Annotated in this window: 10 protein-coding genes; 5 read left to right on the plus strand and 5 right to left on the minus strand. The window is 55.7% G+C overall.

Going from position 1 to position 15,979, the window contains the following annotated elements:
* Nucleotides 1–8 precede the first annotated feature (8 nt).
* A complete protein-coding gene (gene ytfR / locus OQV00_RS23900; protein WP_004857182.1) occupies nt 9–1,511 on the minus strand; it encodes a galactofuranose ABC transporter, ATP-binding protein YtfR in 1,503 nt (500 codons plus the stop codon).
* 154 nt (nt 1,512–1,665) lie between these two features.
* Nucleotides 1,666–2,622 (minus strand): galactofuranose ABC transporter, galactofuranose-binding protein YtfQ, encoded by a 957-nt coding sequence (gene ytfQ, locus OQV00_RS23905; protein WP_004857179.1) that lies wholly within the window; start codon nt 2,620–2,622, stop codon nt 1,666–1,668.
* A 403-nt stretch (nt 2,623–3,025) separates the two neighbouring features.
* On the opposite strand from ytfQ, the gene ppa reads away from it, so the two are divergent.
* Entirely contained in the window at nt 3,026–3,553 is a 528-nt protein-coding gene (gene ppa / locus OQV00_RS23910) for an inorganic diphosphatase (protein ID WP_004857176.1), read from the plus strand.
* 742 nt (nt 3,554–4,295) lie between these two features.
* On the opposite strand, the gene OQV00_RS23915 is transcribed toward ppa, so the two are convergent.
* Genes OQV00_RS23915 through tamA form a run of 3 tightly spaced genes read right to left on the minus strand, consistent with a single transcriptional unit; the run spans nt 4,296 to nt 10,149 of the window.
* Nucleotides 4,296–4,640, minus strand: coding sequence for a gamma-glutamylcyclotransferase family protein (locus OQV00_RS23915; RefSeq protein WP_004857174.1), 345 nt, complete (start codon nt 4,638–4,640; stop codon nt 4,296–4,298).
* 2 nt (nt 4,641–4,642) lie between these two features.
* On the minus strand, nt 4,643–8,419 hold the full coding sequence (tamB, locus tag OQV00_RS23920; protein ID WP_266279531.1) for an autotransporter assembly complex protein TamB: 3,777 nt from the start codon (nt 8,417–8,419) through the stop codon (nt 4,643–4,645).
* Nucleotides 8,416–10,149, minus strand: coding sequence for an autotransporter assembly complex protein TamA (gene tamA / locus OQV00_RS23925; protein ID WP_004857170.1), 1,734 nt, complete (start codon nt 10,147–10,149; stop codon nt 8,416–8,418). The genes tamB and tamA overlap by 4 nt, the downstream gene beginning before the upstream one ends.
* A gap of 209 nt (nt 10,150–10,358) precedes the next feature.
* On the opposite strand from tamA, the gene msrA reads away from it, so the two are divergent.
* The 4 genes from msrA (at nt 10,359) to OQV00_RS23945 (ending at nt 15,972) form a co-directional block, all read left to right on the plus strand.
* Nucleotides 10,359–10,997 (plus strand): peptide-methionine (S)-S-oxide reductase MsrA, encoded by a 639-nt coding sequence (gene msrA, locus OQV00_RS23930; protein ID WP_004857168.1) that lies wholly within the window; start codon nt 10,359–10,361, stop codon nt 10,995–10,997.
* 172 nt (nt 10,998–11,169) lie between these two features.
* Nucleotides 11,170–12,513, plus strand: coding sequence for a polyamine export protein PaeA (gene paeA / locus OQV00_RS23935; RefSeq protein WP_004857167.1), 1,344 nt, complete (start codon nt 11,170–11,172; stop codon nt 12,511–12,513).
* Nucleotides 12,514–12,711: 198 nt separating this feature from the next.
* Entirely contained in the window at nt 12,712–13,944 is a 1,233-nt protein-coding gene (locus OQV00_RS23940) for an oligosaccharide MFS transporter (protein ID WP_065905695.1), read from the plus strand.
* Between the two features lie 18 nt (nt 13,945–13,962).
* A complete protein-coding gene (locus tag OQV00_RS23945) occupies nt 13,963–15,972 on the plus strand; it encodes a beta-galactosidase (protein WP_015585311.1) in 2,010 nt (669 codons plus the stop codon).
* Nucleotides 15,973–15,979: the final 7 nt, after the last annotated feature.

Below are 15,979 nucleotides of genomic sequence, written 5' to 3' on the forward strand. Positions count from 1 at the left end.
GTTACTCCTTATGCCGCAATAGCGTTCATGATCGCCGGGACAGAAAGCTCGGCTAGCGGGATCTCCGCTACCTGCTTACGATCGCGCATAATAATCACCCGATCGGCATAGCCCACCAGCTCTTCCAGCTCCGAGGAGATGACCAGCAGCGCCAGACCATCGGCGCACAGGGTTTCGATCAGGCGGATGATCTCCGCATGGGCGCCAACATCGATCCCGCGCGTCGGCTCATCGAGGATCAGGAACTGCGGTTTGGTCAGCAGCCAACGGGAAAGCAGCACCTTCTGCTGATTGCCGCCGGAGAGAAATTCGATCGGCTGTTCGGCGCTGGGGGTGCGAATACCGAGCTGGCGGATAAAGCGTTCGGCAATGTCATTTTGCTCGCGTCGCGGAATCGGCCGCAGCCAGCCGCGCTGCGCCTGCAGCGCCAGGACTATATTTTCCCGCACCGATGCCGCGGCAATAATCCCGTCGGTTTTACGATCCTCAGGACAGAAGCCGATGCCCAGGCTTGACGCCTGGTGCGGCGAACGCAGCCCCTGCGCTTTACCTTTGATCCACGCGGTGCCGCTGTCTGCCGGTTTGATGCCGAAAATAACCTCGGCAGTTTCCGTGCGTCCGGATCCGAGCAGTCCCGCCAGACCGACGATCTCGCCGGGACGAACCTGAAGGTCAAACGGCGCAATAACGCCTTTCTTGCCAAAGCCCTCAAAGGCGGCGACCGGTTTGTCGCTCAGTAAAGTACGACCCGCGCGATGCAGGGCATCGTGCTCAAGCTCGCGGCCAAGCATCATCTTCACTAACTCGATCTGCGGCAATTCGCGGGTTTCCCGGCAGCCGACAAAACCGCCGTTGCGCAGAACGGTAATCCGGTCGCTGACGGCATACACCTGATCGAGGAAGTGGGTGACGAAAATCAGGCTGACGCCATCGTCGCGCAGCTGGCGCATCAGGGTGAAGAGCATCTCCACTTCCTGGGTGTCCAGACTGGCGGTCGGTTCATCGAGGATCAGCACTCTGGCCGACAGGTCGATGGCCCGACAAATCGCGACGATTTGCTGCATCGCTACCGAAAAGCGGTTCAGCGGTTCGCGAACGTCGAGGGAAAAACCGTAGGAGGCCATCAGCGCGGTGGCGCGCTTTTCCATCTCTTTGCGCCGTAGCAGGCCAAAACGACGGGGTTCACGTCCGAGGAACAGATTGTCCGCCACCGACATGTTTGGCAGCAGGTTAACCTCCTGATAAACCGTCCCGATGCCCAGTTGCTGGGCATGAGCGGTATTTTTCGGCGATATTTCCTGCCCCTCCAGCCAGATCGCCCCGCGATCGGCGTGGTACACGCCGGTGAGGGCTTTAATCAATGTGGATTTACCCGCCCCGTTTTCGCCCAGCAGCGCCATGATTTCACCGCGCCGCAGACTGAAATTGACATTATCCAGCGCTTTGACGCCGGGGAAAAACTTGCTAAGCCCTTCCGTGCGAAGGATTTCCTGGCTTACCTCGGCGTTCATATTCAGTCTCACCTTCAGAGGATGAAAGACGGCTCCCGGTCGCACAACGCTGACCGGGCTACCGACAGGCGCGGATCGATGGACCGCCAGCATTAGCCGGGGAGCCATTCAGGCGATGCGGCACATCGCCTGGTTATTGCTTCTCCCGACGGACTCAGTAGCCCATGTTTTTCTTCTTCTCGAGCTCTTCTTTCGCCGTATCCGGCAGATAAAGCGTCGATTTGGTGATGGTCAGCTTCTCTGGCAGCGTGCCGTCCTTTTTATATTTCTCCAGCGCATCAAATGCGGGGCCGGCCATATTTGGCGTCAGCTCGACGCTGGCGTTCGCTTCCCCCGCCATCATCGCTTTATAAATATCCGGGACGCCGTCAATTGAGCCGGTGAGGATATCTTTACCCGGTTTCAGCCCGGCTTCTTTAATGGCCTGAATCGCGCCAATAACCATGTCATCGTTATGGGCAAAGACCATGCAGATGTTCTTGCCGTTATTTTCCGCTTTAATAAAGCTCTCCATCACCTCTTTGCCTTTGCTGCGGGTAAAGTCGCCGGACTGAGAGCGAATGATTTTGATGTTTGGCGTTTTGGCGATAACGTCAGCAAACCCTTTCTTACGATCGATCGCTACGCTGGCACCAACGGTGCCCTGCAGCTCAACCACGTTACACGGCTTGCCGTCGACCGTTTTCACCAGCCAGTCACCAATCAGCTGACCTTCAAGCACGTTATTGGCGGTGACGGTGGTCATGTAGAGATCTTTGTCTTTGACATCAATCGAGCGGTCGAGCAGGAATACCGGAATTTTGGCCTCTTTGGCCTCTTTCAACACCGGTTCCCAGCCGGTCGCCACGACTGGCGCGATAAAGATGGCGTCGACGCCCTGGGCGATAAAGGAGCGAACGGCTTTAATCTGGTTTTCCTGTTTTTGCTGGCCGTCGGCAATCTTCAGAGTGATTCCGCGTTTGGCGGCCTCCTCTTTCGCAACGTTGGTTTCGGCCGCACGCCAGCCGGATTCAGATCCGACCTGCGAAAATCCTACGGTCAGAGGGGCAGCCATTGCCATAGACGACATAGCTGCGGAAACTGCTGTGACAAGAAGTAAGCGCTTCCACATAAAAAGGTCCTCATCGGGTTACTTTGGGTTAAACCGTCATCTGCGGACAAACTATAGACAACTCGTGATGTAACTGAATGCGTTACATCACACTTCGAAAAAGTAAATTAAATGTTAATTCCCGTGATTTAATCCAGCTGAGAGCGGATAAGGCTTCCCGCAGCTCGCATCTGCCGACGCATGAGGTGAAATTTTGCGCACGTTGAGAAATCAAACAGATGCAATGTAAACGGTTACATTGTTTTATTCAGGATGCGGCTATGTTTATGGATTTTCAGGTTGTTTTTCAGGGGGAAATTCAGACTGATTACCGGCGGGCAAAATAAAAAGAAGCCAAGACATTCGATGTGAGTTGGCTATAATACCAGGCACTTGTTTGCCATACATTTTAAAGGAAACAGACATGAGCTTACTCAACGTACCTGCGGGTAAAGATCTGCCGGAAGACATCTACGTCGTGATCGAGATCCCGGCTAACGCAGACCCAATCAAATACGAAGTCGACAAAGAGAGCGGCGCGCTGTTCGTTGATCGCTTCATGTCCACTGCGATGTTCTATCCGTGCAACTACGGCTATATCAACCACACCCTGTCTCTGGACGGCGACCCGGTTGACGTACTGGTCCCGACGCCGTACCCGCTGGAGCCAGGCTCTGTGATCCGCTGCCGTCCGGTTGGCGTACTGAAGATGACCGACGAATCTGGTGAAGATGCGAAACTGGTTGCCGTACCGCACACCAAGCTGAGCAAAGAGTACGATCACATCAAAGATGTGAACGACCTGCCGGAACTGCTGAAAGCACAGATCACCCACTTCTTCGAGCACTACAAAGACCTGGAAAAAGGCAAATGGGTGAAAGTTGACGGTTGGGACAATGCTGAAGCGGCTAAAGCTGAAATCATTGCTTCCTTCGAGCGCGCTAAGAAGTAATTCTGCCGCACTCAGATTGTCGAAAACACCGCCTCAGGGCGGTGTTTTTGTTTCTGACGCGAGCCATTTCCCGGGTGGCGGCTCACGCCTTACCCGGGCTACAAATACTCGCAGACATCATTCCGGGCAACCAACCCCAAACACCGCACTTACCCGTAGCCCCGCTAAGCGCAGCGCCACCGGGGAACAAACGGTGCCAGTGCCACAGCCTCCAGGGCATCACTCCGGGCAACCAACCCAAACACCGGCCCTTACCCGTAGCCCCGCTAAGCGCAGCGCCACCGGGGAACAAACGGTGCCAGTGCCACAGCCTCCAGGGCACCACTCCGGGCAACCAACCCCAAACACCGCACTTACCCGTAGCCCCGGTAAGCGCAGCGCCACCGGGGAACAAACGGTGCCAGTGCCGCAGCCTGCCACAGCCTCCAGGGCATCACTCCGGGCAACCAACCCAAACACCGCACTTACCCGTAGCCCCGGTAAGCGCAGCGCCACCGGGGAACAAACGGTGCCAGTGCCGCAGCCTGCCACAGCCTCCAGAGCATCACTCCGGGCAACCAACCCAAACACCGCCCTTACCCGTAGCCCCGCTAAGCACAGCGCCACCGGGGAACAAACGGTGCCAGTGCCATAGACCTTTCCGCCGGTCGGTTAATAAGGTTTTTTATGTCTGCCATTGTCCTGTGCCAGGTGAATGGCAGACATAAAAAAACAACGCCACCCGAAGGTGGCGTTGTCGTGGTTAATACTGGTCTCTGTCTAACCAGTTGCCGTTCTCTATCAGCGTAAAGCCCTCTACGGGGCGCTGATAGACATACATCCATGCGCTGCCATAAGGCGTCTGGATCAGGTGACGTGCGTACTCACCGCCCTTGGTGCGCAGCGCGTCCAGTTCGGCCAGCGTTGATGCGTCAATACGATACACTTCACCATGTACTGTGCCTTCGCCAGGCACCGCGCCTGGATAGTGGCCCAGGCTGTACAGCTGATAATCGTTGACACTATGATCGCCCAGCCACTGAGCGTTGGTCATCCAGTGGCTGTTGCCTTGTTTGCGTCGTAAACTGCCGTAAACAAATATTCGCATTGCTAAAACTCAAACTGATAGAGCAAATCGAGAGCCTGGTCTACGCCAGACACCGCTTCCATATATAGCTTAGGCATCAGGCGATAGCGTAACGTCAACGTCGCCAGGGAATCAAAGATCCCTACCCCATATTTTACCTGCAGACCTGGCAGTACATAGCCGCTGACCACCACCTGGGAGGAGTCGCCCACTCCCTCGGTATCCAGCGCCAGATTGCTTACGCCAAACGTCTCGCCGATTTTACCCACAACCTGACCACTTTGTGCAACCCCCATACCAATAAGCATTGAAGTCATTGCGGCACTATCGCTCTGTCCGCTGCTTAAACCCTGTCCTCTCAGCAGGTAAGAAAGCGCTTCTTGCTGCGACATGACCGGGTCAGAGAAAATCTCTGCTTTCGGCTGATCGGCCGAACCAGTGACGCGAACGCCAGCGATCACGTCGTCTTCTGTGGCATCCGGGTTACGAATGGCTTCGATATTCAACAGCGGCTGATCCGGCGGACCGGAGAACAGCAGCTCGCCTTTACGTACGATCAGGTCCTGACCGTAGGCATGGAAGCGACCTTCCGGGATATTAATCTGCCCGTTTAGTCCCAGCCCCTGTTTATCCTGAGCCACTTTCAAATCGCCGGTCAGACGCGCTTTCAGGCCGAAGGCGCTCAGACGAACGTTGTTACCAACGTGAATCGTCAGGTTGCTGTTGATGGGAATACCGGCGCTCTGCTGCTGAATCGGCTGCAGATTTTTATCCAGCATCACTTCATCAGAAGAGACCCCAACGGCACTTTCCGGCACATCGTTGACGACGATACGCGCCCACGGAACATCAACGCTGCCATCAAGGCTAAACAAACTCGGGGTAGCGGTAAAGACCACATCCGGCGAAACGTCCAGCCTTACCATCGGCGGCACGGTAATACGAACCCGGCTGCCTTTGGCCGCTACCTGCGCACGCCAGTTGTCAATCTGGGTCCAGTCGGCGTTACCGCTCAGACTGATTTGGCCCTGTTTGGTATTCACGGTGCCCTGCAGCGTTGAACGGGTGCCGTTGAAGTTCATCGCCAGCTGGCTCGGCTGCATATCAAACGGCATAAAGTTACCGTCGATGTCGATACCGCCCAACTGCATCTGGCCAAACAGCTGCGGATTTTGCAGATCGCCGCCGAGGCGCAGGTTCGCATTGAGCTTCCCTTCCGCCTTCTCTCCGCGGGCGAAGATCGGGTTAATCATCGCCAGCGAGAAGTTATTGATATTCACATTACCGCCGAGGTTACGGCGCCCCTGCGGGTCGGTAATCTGCACCTGGCCATCCAGCTGACCGTTGTTGGTCAGGCGAATCAGCCAGCCGAGCTGCGCACGGTTGTTATGCAGTTCGGCCGTCAGGTTCAACGTATCGAAGGCCACCGGCAGCGGCGCATCGTTGACCATCTGGGTGACTTTGACATTGCGACCGTTCAGCGTCACTTTGCCCTGCGGCAGCCCCTCTTTGGTGGTGTCCCAGCTGACATCCGCATTGCCGCTGAATACGCCGCTGGCCTGGGTCGCCTCCGGCATAAACGGCTTCAACATCGCCAGATCAAAGCGGTTCAGATTCACCACCGCCCGTCCGCTGGCACCGGCGTCGATGGTCTGCGGCACGCACAGCTCGGCGTTCGGGTTAGCCCAGCAGTGCGGCCCGATACTGATTTTTTGTTCGCGATTACGGTAATCCAGCGCGATGTTGCGCGTCAGGGAAACCGGCCCTACCGGCGTCTGGAAGCGGGTATTGCTCAGCGTCCCTTTCCAGCGTTCCTCTTTACGATCGAAACTCCCCGCCAGCGACAGCTGCCCGGAAACCGGATCGCCCTGCACTTTCAGCTGCAGATCGTGTTGCTTTTCGTTCCCTTTGGCATTCAGCTGCACGAGGCTGATATTAACCCCCGGCTGGCTGATCCGGTCGACGCGCACATCAAGATTGCCGCCGATTTGGTCGCTGGACTTTACGTCGCCCTTGACGTTGACCTGAGCAACGGTCAGCTCCTGCCAGCGCAGCGCACGCGCGGTGATATCCGCCAGCAGCTGCGGCGCATCAACGGTACCCCGCACCTTCAACAGCCCCTTCGCCGTGCCGCCCAGTCCCGGCAGCGCATTATCCAGATTGGGCGCATCGATGGTGGCATCCAGGTTGAGGTCTTTCACCCCCAGCTCTCCCTTCACCTCGGCGCTGTTCTTACCCAACGCCAGGTGCAGACCGGGGATTTTCCACTGCATGTAGCTGTTACCCTGCAGTGAACCGCTGACATCGACCTTGTTCTGCTTAACGTTACCGGTGATTTTCAGCTCCGGTACCGACATCTGCCAGCTCCCGCCGTACAGGCTGCCCTGCGTTTTAATCATCCCGTTCAGCTTCGACGGCCAGTCCGGTACCTCTTTGGCGGTGTTGATGCCGTCGAGCGTCAGCTCGCCGCGCCAGCTGATAGCCTGCTGCCAGTCCAGCAGCGCTTTCAGTTCGGTTTTCCCCTCCAGCGCCGCAACGGTCAGCTTATCGAGGTTCACCTGCTGTTCGTTCCCTTTGGCATTGAGGGTGATTTTCGCCGGCGGCAGCGATTGCCCCTTCACCGCGGTGCTGAACGCCATGGTGTAGTCGGTCATCTTGCCATTAAATTTCAGCAGCACATCGTCGGCCTGGAACTGTTTTTCTCCGCTGAACGGCCAGTACAGCTGTTTACTCTTCAGTTCCATATTCAGCGGCAGTCCGGCTTCCGCCAGCTGCGCGTCGGCACGCAGCGTCATCGCCACGGAACCGGCTAAATCCACGCCGATCTGCAGCGTTTTACGCATTTCGCCGCCGACGGTCAGCTTCACCTTTTCGCCTTTCAGCGGATCGATATTCAGCGTACTGTTGAGGGTGATGTCTACCGGCCAGTTATCCTGCAGTTGTGCGGTGCCCGCGGCATTGATCTTGCCCTGATCGGAATCGATATCCAGCGTATCCAGCTTCATGTGTCCGTCGATGCTGCTGACTTTCAGCAGCATGCTGTAGACGGTCATGTCGGTATCGCCGGTGACGCGCAGCTGCTCGCCGTGGAACGACTGGATATTCAGGTTCAGCGGCAGATGAACGTCGATCATCTCCGGCAGCACCGGCTGGGAGAACAGCGCTTTCATCGTCTCGCCGAGCGGTTTTTCTTCCGGCTTCGGATTGTCGATCTTCGGTTCAACCACCTGCTCCTGCGCCACTTTCGCCACTTTCGGCAAGGCGATAAGCAGCCCCTGCAGCGAGGTTGGCGTCAGGGTCAGATTCTTCTCCTGCCAGTTCAGGCCGGTGGAAAAGTCCCGCACCGAAACGGCGGTATTATCAATTTTGACGTTCACGTTTTGCAGCGCGATGCGGCTCAGCGTCACAGGATACGGCGTCGAAAGATTCAGCGGCCCCGTCTCCTCCTCTTCTACCGGCGCAGAAGGCGGCATCTTGCTGGTGTCGATCGCCACGTAGATATCGCGCAGCGAAATATCGTTCACGCACAGGCTGCTGTCCCACAGGCACTGTAATTTGACCGCCAGATGGAACTGACCGGCCGTGACCGCGACGCCCGGCTGCGCAAAACGGACGTTTTGCAGCGTCAGGTCACGCCAGCCGCCGGTCACCTTGCCGATTTCCAGACCGGGGACCCAGCGGTCCGCCGCCTTCAGCACCAGGTGCAGGCCGCTGGTCGTGCCGACCAGGAACGCGACCGTCCCCAGCAGCAGAACCAAAAAGATCAGTACCCCGAGGCTTATCTTCTTCCATAAACTCATAATTCAGGCCCCAGACCGATGTAAAACTGTAAACCGTGTTCGTCTTTGTCGCCGACCGGCGCGGCAATATCCAGCTTGATCGGGCCAACCGGCGACTGCCAGCGCACGCCGACGCCGGCGCCGGTTTTAAAATCGCTTTTGCGGATATCGCTCACCGCTTCGCCGCTGTCGACGAAGACTGCGCCCCACCATTTTCCGCTGACGTTGTACTGATACTCCAGCGAACCTGTCGCCAGCTTCGAGGCACCAATCAGTTTGCCATCGTCATCCTTCGGCGAGATCGATTTGTATTTATAGCCGCGAATACTGCGGTCGCCACCGGCGAAGAAACGCAGATCCGGCGGGACTTTGTTGAAGTCATCGGCTTCAATCCAGCCGAGGTTGCCGCGCACCACAAAACGGTGGCGGTCGTAGAGCGTGCGGATCCACACATCCTGAGCCTGGGCGACGATGAAGTTAATATCCGAGCCCCACATGGTGTTGGAGTAGTCCACCGAATAGCGCTGGGAGTCACCCCAGGTCGGCATCAGGCCACCGCGGGAGCGGGTACGGTTTACCGACACCCCGGGATAGATAAGCATCGTGGTGTTGGTGACGTTGGCCTGGGTAAAGTGGTCAAGGCTCCAGCGCAGGTTAAGCGCGCGCTGCCAGCCGCTCGACATCTCCCAAAAACGTGATACCCCGAGGGTCGTTGAGTCGGCTTTCGTATCGTTGAGGTCCGTACGTTTAAAGCCGCCCTGCACCAGGTAGTATTGCTCCAGCGGACTTTTTAACAGCGGCACCTTATAGCTGAAATCAAGCTGCTGTTCAGGAGCGGAAAGGCTGAGGCTGGAAGTCAGGCTATGTCCGTAGGAGTTCATCCACGGCTTTTTCCACGTTCCTTTGACCCGCGGCCCGACGTCGGTTGAGTAGCCGACACCGGTTTCCACGGTATTCTCTTTACGCGGGGAGACCACGCCCTGCAAAGGCAGAACTTTAGTCTTGCGGGACTTTTCAAACTGCGGCGCCACAACGACGGAGCTGAACCAGCCGGTTGCCGCCAGGCGGCGGTTGAGTTCGGCGAGATCCTGCGAGGTGTAGTAGTCGCCCTGCTTGAACGGCACCAGGTTTTGCAGATATTCGTCGCGAATTTGCGAGCCTTCAAAAGTGACCGGACCAAAGCGGTAGCGCTCGCCGCTGTTGTAGTCGATATCCCAGAAGGCCTGATGACGGTCGAGAGAAACCCCGAGTTGGCTTTTGATGAATTCGCTGTCAAAGTAGCCCTTACGCAGCGCAACGTGAGTGAGCGAGCTCTTGAAGCTATCATAATCGCCATGATCCAGGACGGTGCCGATAGCCGGGCGCTTTTTTAACAAATCCAGATAGTCACGGTCGGTGCGCGCCCCGCCTCGCAGGATGACTTCCGTGCCGCCAATACGTACCGGTTCACCTGGCGTGACTTTGGCAATCAGCACCTGCCGGCCTTTTTTCGGCGGCGGACGGAGGTCGAAAACGATTGTCGGTTCGTAGTATCCCAGGGCCTTCAACCCTTCGCGAATCGCATCATCGACGCGCGCACGAAAGCGGCGATCCGGCGTCACTTCGTCGCTCTGGATCGTAGAAAGTTGAGCTCGGACGTTTTTTTCCAGCTCTCCGGATAACCCCTCAACCTGCAAACGCACGCTCGCGGCGCTAGCGACCCCGCTGACCAGCAAAAGGCTGGTGATACATAACTGGCGGATTTGTAGCACGTTTTCTCCTGAATATCCTTGTTTCCCCCCGAAGGAAACGAAAGCGCCGTTCCACGGCTTAATAAAACCCCAACGACATAGGGTTGAAAAAGAAACGCTAAACCAAATAATTCTTATGTTTAAATCTAGACGTATCGGGCATGTTTATTGTGTAAAAAGACACGCTTCGTTACAACCTTAACCACGACTTATGTTTTGAGAGGCCAACCGTGAGTCTATTTGATAAAACGCATCTTGTCGCCCAGGCGGATGCGCTGCCAGGACGCAACACCCCTATGCCAGTGGCAACACTCCACGCTGTCAATGGCCACTCCATGACCAATGTCCCGGACGGAATGGAAGTTGCCTTGTTCGCGATGGGCTGTTTCTGGGGCGTGGAGCGTCTGTTCTGGCAGTTGCCTGGCGTCTACAGCACCGCCGCGGGCTATACCGGCGGCTATACGCCGAACCCGACCTACCGTGAAGTCTGTACCGGTGACACCGGCCATGCCGAAGCCGTACGCATTGTGTACGATCCGCAGGTCATCAGCTACGCGCAGCTGCTGCAGGTTTTCTGGGAGAACCACGATCCGGCCCAGGGCATGCAGCAGGGTAATGACCATGGCACCCAGTATCGTTCCGCCATCTATCCGCTGACTCCAGAGCAGGATGAAGCGGCGAAGGCCAGTCTGGCACGTTTCCAGGCCGCCATGCGTGATGCCAACGACACGCGCACAATCACCACGGAAATTGCCACGGCGAAGCCGTTTTACTACGCTGAGGACGATCATCAGCAGTACCTGCACAAAAACCCGTACGGCTACTGCGGTATCGGAGGCATTGGCGTCTGTCTGCCCCCGCAGGCATAATACCGTTTATCACTGAGGTGAATAATTAACGCTCTGGCGGCTTTACAGTCGCTTACGCTATACTACCCTGTGTTATAGCCGGTCCAGAGCCTTCGGACCGGTTTTTTATGTATTCCACTATAGAGTTATCAACTTCCCTTCCGAGGATCTGGCCTCAACGGCTGGATAAACTATGTTAAATAGTATTTTAGTTATTCTTTGTCTGATCGCTGTCAGTGCGTTTTTTTCGATATCGGAGATCTCGCTGGCAGCTTCACGTAAGATCAAACTCAAACTGCTGGCCGATGACGGCAACGTGAACGCCCAACGCGTTCTCAAAATGCAGGAAAACCCGGGCACTTTCTTTACCGTCGTACAGATCGGCCTCAACGCCGTCGCCATTCTTGGTGGTATCGTCGGTGATGCGGCATTCTCGCCGGCGTTTCACAGCCTGCTGAGCCAGTACATGTCGGCTGAGCTTTCAGAGCAATTGAGCTTTATCATCTCCTTTACCCTGGTCACCAGCCTGTTCATTCTGTTCGCTGACCTGACCCCGAAACGCATCGGTATGATTGCGCCAGAAGCCGTTGCTTTGCGTATCATCAACCCGATGCGCTTCTGCCTGCTGGTCTTCCGCCCGCTGGTGTGGTTGTTCAACGGCATGGCTAACAACATCTTCCGCCTGTTCAAAATACCGATGGTGCGTAAAGACGATATTACTTCCGACGACATCTACGCCGTGGTAGAAGCCGGCGCGCTGGCCGGGGTGCTGCGTAAGCAGGAACATGAGCTGATTGAGAACGTTTTCGAGCTGGAATCGCGTACCGTTCCGTCGTCCATGACCTCGCGTGAAAATATCATCTGGTTCGATCTGCACGAAGACGAGCAGAGCCTGAAGAACAAGGTGGCGGAACATCCGCACTCCAAATTCCTGGTCTGTAACGAAGATATCGACCACATCATCGGCTACGTGGACTCTAAAGATCTGCTTAATCGCGTGCTGGCGAACCAAAGCCTGGTGCTGACCGGCGGCGTACAGATTCGCAATACGTTGATTGTCCCGGATACGCTGACGCTCTCTGAAGCGCTGGAAAGCTTTAAAACCGCCGGTGAAGACTTCGCGGTGATCATGAACGAATATGCGCTGGTAGTAGGGATTATCACCCTCAACGACGTGATGACCACGCTGATGGGCGATCTGGTCGGTCAGGGACTGGAGGAGCAAATTGTCGCTCGCGATGAGAACTCATGGCTGATTGATGGCGGTACACCGATTGACGACGTCATGCGCGTGCTGGATATCGACGAATTCCCGCAGTCCGGCAACTACGAGACCATCGGCGGTTTTATGATGTTTATGCTGCGTAAGATCCCGAAACGCACCGATGCGGTGAAATTCTCCGGCTATAAATTCGAGGTGGTGGATATCGACAACTACCGAATTGACCAGCTGCTGGTAACGCGCATCGACAACAAACCGACCGTGCTGGTACCGAAACAGCCGGACGCCGCCAATAGCGATAAAGAGCCGGCGTAAGATATTGGGTCGAACATAAAAGGCGGATGAAAACTCCGCCTTTTTTATTGCCCGAATGTGAAGCGGCTCACGCCTCTCAGCCGATAGCAGATTTTTACTACTCCATAGCGAAACGTTCATGACTCCCCTTCGCGCAAAAAGGTAACTTTGCTCGCGTCTACACGATCATATTCCTGTTCAACGGGAGCGAGGATTACCATGATTGAATCAAATAAAAATTACTATATAAGCTGTCTGTTCTTCCTGTTCTTCTTTATTGGCTGGGGATGCTGCTATCCTTATTTATCATTGTGGTTAACGGAAACCATCGGTATTAATTACACTGATGTCGGTCTGGTTTATTCCTTTACTGCGATTATTGCCGTTTGTGTCCAGCCACTATTCGGATTCATCTCCGACAAACTGGTCTATCGTAAAAACCTTATGTGGATGCTGGCAATCATTATCACTTTATTTGCCCCCTACTGGATTTACGTCTTTGCGCCATTATTAAAAATTAATGTTTTTCTCGGAGCGCTGGCGGGCGGTATCTATATTGGTATGGCCTATGGCGCTGGCTGCGGTATTTGCGAAGCCTATATTGATAAAGTCAGCCGCGCGTCCGGGTTTGAGTTTGGTCGCGCCCGAATGTTTGGCGGTATTGGCGCGGCTATCGGCACCTTTGCGGCAGGTAAACTCTACGGGATCGACCAGAATATGATTTTCTGGCTGGCCAGCTGTGCGGGAGTTTGCCTGCTGGTGATTGTCTGGAAAATGCAGATTAGCGCGGATAAACAGGGCGCGATGCCGAGCGGGAAAGCCTCGCCGGTCACCTTGAGCGACGCCGCATCGCTGCTGAAAATGAAGAAATTCTGGTTCTTCGCCATCTATATGATTGGCGTCGGCGCGGTATATGAAACCTACGACCAGCAGTTCGCTATCTATTACAGCCACTTCTTTGAGAGCAAAGCGCGCGGCGCGGAGGTCTTCGGCTATTTAACCACCGGTCAGATTTTCCTGGATGCCGTCGTGATGTTCTTTGCCCCATGGTTCGTAAATAAAATCGGCCCGAAAAATGCCCTGCTGTACTGCGGGATGATTATGAGCCTGCGCATTATCGGTTCGGCCTGGGCTATTGGCCCGGTGTCCATTAGCCTGATTAAACTGCTGCACGGCTTTGAAAGCTCGGTGCTGCTGGTTGCGGCATTAAAATATATCTTCGCCAATTTCAACCCAATGCTGTCCGCCACCGTTTACTTAATTGGCTTCCAGTTCTCTAAAAGCTTTAGCTCTATTTTTCTTTCTACCGGCATCGGCCATATGTATCAGAGCATGGGCTTTACCAGCAGCTATATCGTACTCGGCGGTATCGCCCTGTGCTTTACGCTGATTTCATTTATTACGCTGGACAAAGCGCGCGTTTTTTCCCCGCAGCCGGCACCCTTGCATTAATTTAAGGAGGTAACCTGTATGTCTGATTTATTTTATGGCGTAGCGTATTACGATGAATATATGCCGGAAGATCGATTAGCGAAAGATATCGCCTTAATGCGCGAAACGGGCATTAACGTGGTGCGGATTGCCGAATCAACCTGGAGTACGCTGGAGCCTCAGGAAGGCGAGTATAACTTCTACCATATCGACCGGGTGCTGGACGCCATGCATGAAGCGGGGATCGCGGTGATTATCGGTACGCCGACCTACGCCGTCCCGGCCTGGCTGGCGGCTAAACATCCGGACATTCTGGTCACCACCGTCGACGGACAGCAAAAATATGGCCCGCGACAGATCATGGATATCGTTAACCCGACTTTTCGCCGCTATGCCGAAAAGATTATCCGTACTCTGATGGCGCACGTGCAGCATCATCCGGCGATTATTGGCTGGCAGCTGGATAACGAAACCAAGCATTACGATAATATCGGCCGCTATATGCAGGAAGGATTTGTGCGCAGTCTGCGGGAACACTATCCCGATCTCGCCAGGTTGAATAAAGATTTTGGTCTGGACTACTGGAGCAACCGCATCGATAGCTGGCAGGATTTTCCGCCGGTCGAAAATACCATTAACGCCAGCCTCGCCTGCGCGTTCTCCCGCTACCAGCGCCAGCAGGTAACCGGGTACCTCGCCTGGCAGGCGGACATCGTGCGCGAATATGCCCAGCCGCATCAGTTCGTCACCCACAACTTCGATTTTGAATGGCGCGGCTACTCCTATGGCGTGCAGCCGCGAGTCGACCACTTTGCGGCGGCGCAGGCGCTGGATATTGCCGGTGTCGACATCTATCACCCGAGCCAAAAGCACCTGACCGGGCGGGAAATCGCGTTTGGCGGCGCCATTACCCGTTCACTCAAGCAGGGTAAAAACTACTTCGTACTGGAAACCCAGGCGCAGGGCTTCGCCCAGTGGACCCCTTTCCCGGGGCAGCTGCGCCTGCAGGCCTTTAGCCACGTGGCCTCAGGTGCGGCGATGGTCTCCTACTGGCACTGGCATTCGATTCATAACTCGTTTGAGACCTACTGGAAAGGGCTGTTAAGCCACGACTTCTCGCGTAATGCCACCTGGCAGGAAGCGACCACTATCGGGGCTGACTTCGCCCGCCTGTCGCCGCAGCTGGCGGAGCTGAAAGCAGAAAACGACGTCGCGCTGCTGGTGAGCAATGAAGCCATGGACGCCCTCAATCAGTTCCGCCCCGGCGATACGCAGGGCAATATTTATAACGATATTTTTCGCCGCTTCCACGATGCGCTATACGACCACAATATCAGTGTCGACATTATCCATGATGTTAATGAGGAGACCTCGCGCTACCGCGTGCTGATCGTGCCCGGACTTTACGCCGCAGATGACGGCCTGCTTACGCGCATCAATCGCTATATTGAACAAGGCGGCAGAGCGCTGATCGGCTTTAAATCAGGCTTTAGCGATGAAAACGTCAAGGTGCGAACCGGCGCGCAGCCGGGGATTTTGCGCGAGAGCTGCGGCGTGAGCTACAGCCAGTTCACCCTGCCGGAAGAGACCACGGTGTGTTCATGCTGCGCAGACATTGATTGCAGTAAAGACAATCAGGCCGAACTGTGGATGGAGCTGCTGACGCCGGACTCCGGTACCCGCACGCTACTGCGCTATCAGCATCCGGCATGGGGCGAATATGCCGCCGCCACCGACGCGGATTACGGCCAGGGTCGGGCGATTTACGTGGGCTTCCTGCCGCAGAAAACGCTGATTAGTCAGCTGTTTGACCTCCTCACCTCCGGCCTGGATCTGCGCTCGCGCACGTCGGCGTACCGCTATCCGCTGGTGGTTAAACAGATGCGCAACCGCAACGGCAACCGCATCCACTTCCTGTTCAACTACTCCGGCGAGCCGCTGGAGTTTATCAGCGAAACATCGGGCAACGCGCTGTTGAGCGGGGATGAGGTCAGCTGCGGCCAGCCGTTGCGTCTCAAGGCATGGGAATTTAGTATCATCGAAAGTTAAGCGGCAG

Origin of the sequence: Klebsiella sp. DY2415 (assembly GCF_026314315.1) — a bacterium.
GTDB lineage: Bacteria > Pseudomonadota > Gammaproteobacteria > Enterobacterales > Enterobacteriaceae > Klebsiella > Klebsiella ornithinolytica.